Consider the following 3,713-nt stretch of genomic DNA (forward strand, 5'->3'; position numbering starts at 1 on the left):
TCGCGCCGTGTCACCTTCTTCTTCATCGCATCGCGCAGGCCGGGAAAGGCGGGTTGTTTCAGCATCGGCAAGCCTCCTCGTGGGGATGCCCAAGCCTATCAGATCAGGCGGAAAGTGGCAGGTTTTTCAGACGTTCCTTAATGTGGTCGAATAGTGTTGGCGCAGCCCCGGATCTTTCGAATGCCGGAAAACAACTCAGACTATCAATTCCGCAGTGGTATTTTCTCGCAAAGGACACCGCAATTTCAGGCATGCGAAATCGAGTGATTCCCTGAACCGCTCTCGCGCGTGGTAATCATTGAGCGAGCGCAGACGGGTGCCCCCCACCCCTTACCAATCCCTTAACAACCGCCCCCATCCCCCAGCAAAAACAACCCCTTACCCCCCGCCCCCCCTCACCTCTCCCCCGGCCTCGCCAGCCTGACCCCCTCGCGGATCACCGCGTAGTCCTGATAGCCGAGCCGCGCCATCAGGCCCGAGGGGGGCAGGGTAAAGCGGCCCTCCTTCAGGCACTCGTCAGCGATATGCACCCCCACCACCTCGCCCACCGCGAGGAAATTCGCGGCCCCCAGCAGCGGCACGATCTGGACCAGACGGCATTCCAGCGTCGCCGGGGCGCGGGCCACGCGGGGGCAGTCGATGGCCCGGCACTCGGCCTTTTCCACCCCCGCGAGCGCGAATTCATCCACCCCCGCCGCCACCGCCGCCGAGGTCTCGTTCATCGCCGCCAGCAAGTCGCCCGAGACGATGTTGACCGCAAAAACCCCGCTCTCGCGAATGTTCGCCATGCTGTCCTTGGTGCCTTCCCGGTCCGACTTGGCCGAGGTCGAGGCAAACACCACCTGCGGCGGCGTGTAGGCGACCGCGTTGAAGAACGAATAGGGCGCGAGGTTGTCACCCATTCTGCCGCGCGTCGCGATCCAGCCGATTGGCCGCGGGGCGACGATTGCGTTGAACGGGTTATGGGCCAGGCCGTGGCCTTCGGAGGGGCGGTAGAACATGCGGGGCCTCATGGGATTTGCCCCCGAGAAGCGCGCATGTTACGCGCGATTTCAAGCAGATTCGGGGGGCGCGGCGGGGCATGTATCGGCTGGAGGAAGAGACCGAGGCAGACTGGTGGGAGGTCGAGGCGCTTTATGACCTCTGCTTTGCCCCCGGCCGCACCGCGCTTTCCTCCTACCGCCTGCGCGACGGCGTGCCCCCGGTGGCCGCACTTTGCCTGGTGCTGCGCGACGAGGGCGGCACCTTGGCCGCCGTCATCCGCTACTGGCCGGTCCGGGTCGGGGCGGCGCGGGTGCTGCTTCTCGGCCCGATCGCGGTGCACCCCACCCGGCAGGGCGAGGGGCTGGGCGGCCTGCTGATGCTCGAAAGCCTTGCCGAGGCGCGCCGCCTGGGGTGGGAGCGGGTGCTCCTGGTCGGCGACGCGCCCTATTACGGCCGCTTCGGCTTTACCCGGCTTGACGGCGTGGTGATGCCGCCGCCCACCAACCCCGACCGCGTGCTGGGCCTGGCGCTGCAACCCGGGGCCTGGGACGGGGTGCAGGGCGCAGTCGAAAAGGCCGCCTGAAGCGCGGGGGCCAGCCCCCGCACCCCCGGGGTATTTTTGCATTGAAGAAATCGGAGCGGGGCTTTTGGGGCGGCCTCGACATGCCTATATCCGGCGAAACCGTGGAGGGGTGCAATGGCGGGTCCAGAGGGCGTGGCGGTGTTTCCGCCGCTTGACGATGCCGAGGTGGTGGCAGCACTTGAGGCGCTGGCGAAACGGCACCGCGGCGCAAGCGGGCTTGGCATGCAGGTGCTTGGCATGGTCGGCGGCAGCGCCGAGGCGCTGCTCGAGAAGCTGCCTGCGGCGGTGAAGGACCGGCTTGACGGTGCCACGCAGGCGGCGCTGACCGGGGCATTTACCGCCGCCGCAAGGTCGCGCGGGGTGGTGGCGGACCGGGCAGACTGGCTCAACACCGCGCTTGCCACCGCAATGGGCGCAGCGGGGGGCTTTGGCGGCCTGCCCGGCGCGCTGGCGGAATTGCCGGTGACGGTGACGGTGCTGCTGCGGGCGATTCAGGGCATAGCCGCCGAACACGGCTTTGACCCCGCCGACGAAACGGTGCGGCTGGATTGCATCGAGGTCTTTGCCAGCGCCGGGCCGATGCGCGTCGATGACGGTGCCGAGGCCGGGTTTCTTGCCGCAAGGGTGACGGTGACCGGGCAAAGCCTGAATGCGCTGATTGCCAAGGTGGCCCCGCGGCTTTCGGCGGTGCTCGGGCAGAAACTTGCGGCGCAGGCGGCACCGGTTCTGGGGGCGGTGGCGGGGGCCGCCATCAACTATGCCTTCACCAGCTATTATCAGGAAATGGCGCGGGTGAATTTCGGCCTGAAGCGCCTCGCGCGCGAGCGCGGGCTTGATGAGGGCAACCTGCGCGAAGAACTGCGGGCGCGGATCACTGCGAAAGGGCGGGGGCGGATTGCCGGCAGGGGCTGAGCGTGAGCCTGCCCTTGCGGCGCTTCATGGTTGATCCAGACCGCAGCGCGGCCTAGCCTGCGCGAAGGGTCCGCGAAGCCTGCTGAGGGAGGGAAGCACCATGACACTCGCCCGGAATACCATCTGCCTCTGGTACGACCGCGACGCCGAGGCCGCCGCCCTTTTTTACGCCGCAACCTTTCCCGACAGCGCCGTGACCGCAGTGCGCCGCGCCCCTTCGGACTATCCTTCCGGCAAGGCGGGCGACGTGCTGACAGTCGAATTCACCGTGCTTGGCATCCCCTGCATCGGCCTCAACGGCGGCCCGGCATTCAAGCAATCCGAAGCCTTCTCGTTCCAGATTGCCACCGAAGATCAGGCCGAAACCGACCGCTACTGGAACGCCATCATCGGCAACGGCGGGCAGGCCAGCGCTTGCGGCTGGTGCAAGGACAGATGGGGGCTAAGCTGGCAAATCACCCCGCGCACGCTGATCGAGGCGATGGCGGCGGGTGGTGCCGAGGCGAAGCGGGCGTTTGACGCGATGATGGAGATGACGAAGATCGACGTGGCGGCGATTGATGCGGCGAGGCGGGGGTAGGCGGGGGGGCGAGAATTGGATTAGCATTTCGCCTTTGCAGCGTTTAGAATTCTTAATGAGCTGGGCTCTACTCATTGGTGGCCCAGGAGGAACAATCAAATGATTGGTCAACTGCATCACTATTGCTCTTCCGCCGTATTTCTGTCGATCGTCAGAAACAAGGAGATTTGGCTAACAGACCTTTCACTCTCAAACGACCGTGCGGAGGGTGTATGGATGCTAGAACATTGGTTGGACAAATTTAGTTCGCGCGACAGCGAGCAGCGCTTGCAGCGAAAAGGCGCGAAGACTGCCGTCGAGATGTGCTGCGTGGAAACGTGGCGCTTGGGTTCTGCCTTTCGGAAGAGTCCGATCTTCTGAGCCAGTGGCGCGGATACGCCCAAGACGGCGCGGGGTTCTCGGTTTCCTTCAGCGTTGAAAAATTGAAGCACATCATCGATGCCGCTGATAGAGGGTATAGGCTTGCCCTGAAGACTGTGTCATACGGGAATAGAAACTGGGCGGAACTAAATGGGGTAATAAAGCAGCTGCACCTTGCCTTTGGCGATGACGCCTTGAAGTATCAGGAGTCAGGTGGTTTAGGGTCGATGTCCCTAAAATTTACTCCGGAGAAACACCGAATGCAAAAGGAGGCGGCAAGTAATCTTTTCTCGG

General features: G+C 64.4%; 5 protein-coding genes. 4 read left to right on the forward strand and 1 reads right to left on the reverse strand.

Annotated features, from left to right (window positions below):
• Positions 1–395 precede the first annotated feature (395 nt).
• Positions 396–1,001, reverse strand: coding sequence for a flavin reductase family protein (locus Q8J98_RS13910; RefSeq protein WP_305294901.1), 606 nt, complete (start codon positions 999–1,001; stop codon positions 396–398).
• Positions 1,002–1,081: 80 nt separating this feature from the next.
• Here Q8J98_RS13910 and Q8J98_RS13915 point away from each other — a divergent pair, with 80 nt between their 5' ends.
• From Q8J98_RS13915 to Q8J98_RS13930, 4 genes are all read left to right on the forward strand, one after another.
• Positions 1,082–1,567 carry a GNAT family N-acetyltransferase gene (locus tag Q8J98_RS13915; protein ID WP_305294902.1) on the forward strand — a complete coding sequence of 162 codons (486 nt, stop codon included), beginning with the start codon at positions 1,082–1,084 and terminating at the stop codon, positions 1,565–1,567.
• Positions 1,568–1,681: 114 nt separating this feature from the next.
• Positions 1,682–2,479: an EcsC family protein gene (locus Q8J98_RS13920; protein WP_305294903.1), complete on the forward strand. Its 798-nt coding sequence runs from the start codon at positions 1,682–1,684 to the stop codon at positions 2,477–2,479.
• A gap of 100 nt (positions 2,480–2,579) precedes the next feature.
• Entirely contained in the window at positions 2,580–3,059 is a 480-nt protein-coding gene (locus Q8J98_RS13925; protein WP_305294904.1) for a VOC family protein, read from the forward strand.
• A 317-nt stretch (positions 3,060–3,376) separates the two neighbouring features.
• On the forward strand, positions 3,377–3,713 hold a 337-nt coding region (locus Q8J98_RS13930; RefSeq protein ID WP_305294905.1), incomplete at its 3' end, for a DUF2971 domain-containing protein.

The organism is Phaeovulum sp. (genome assembly GCF_030684035.1).
In the GTDB taxonomy this organism is placed as follows: Bacteria; Pseudomonadota; Alphaproteobacteria; order Rhodobacterales; family Rhodobacteraceae; genus UBA6213.

Coding starts and splice junctions, on each gene's coding strand:
- Q8J98_RS13910 (WP_305294901.1), bottom strand. CDS start 1,001: ATGTTCTACCGCCCCTCCGAAGGCCACGGCCTGGCCCATAACCCGTTC.
- Q8J98_RS13915 (WP_305294902.1), top strand. CDS start 1,082: ATGTATCGGCTGGAGGAAGAGACCGAGGCAGACTGGTGGGAGGTCGAG.
- Q8J98_RS13920 (WP_305294903.1), top strand. CDS start 1,682: ATGGCGGGTCCAGAGGGCGTGGCGGTGTTTCCGCCGCTTGACGATGCC.
- Q8J98_RS13925 (WP_305294904.1), top strand. CDS start 2,580: ATGACACTCGCCCGGAATACCATCTGCCTCTGGTACGACCGCGACGCC.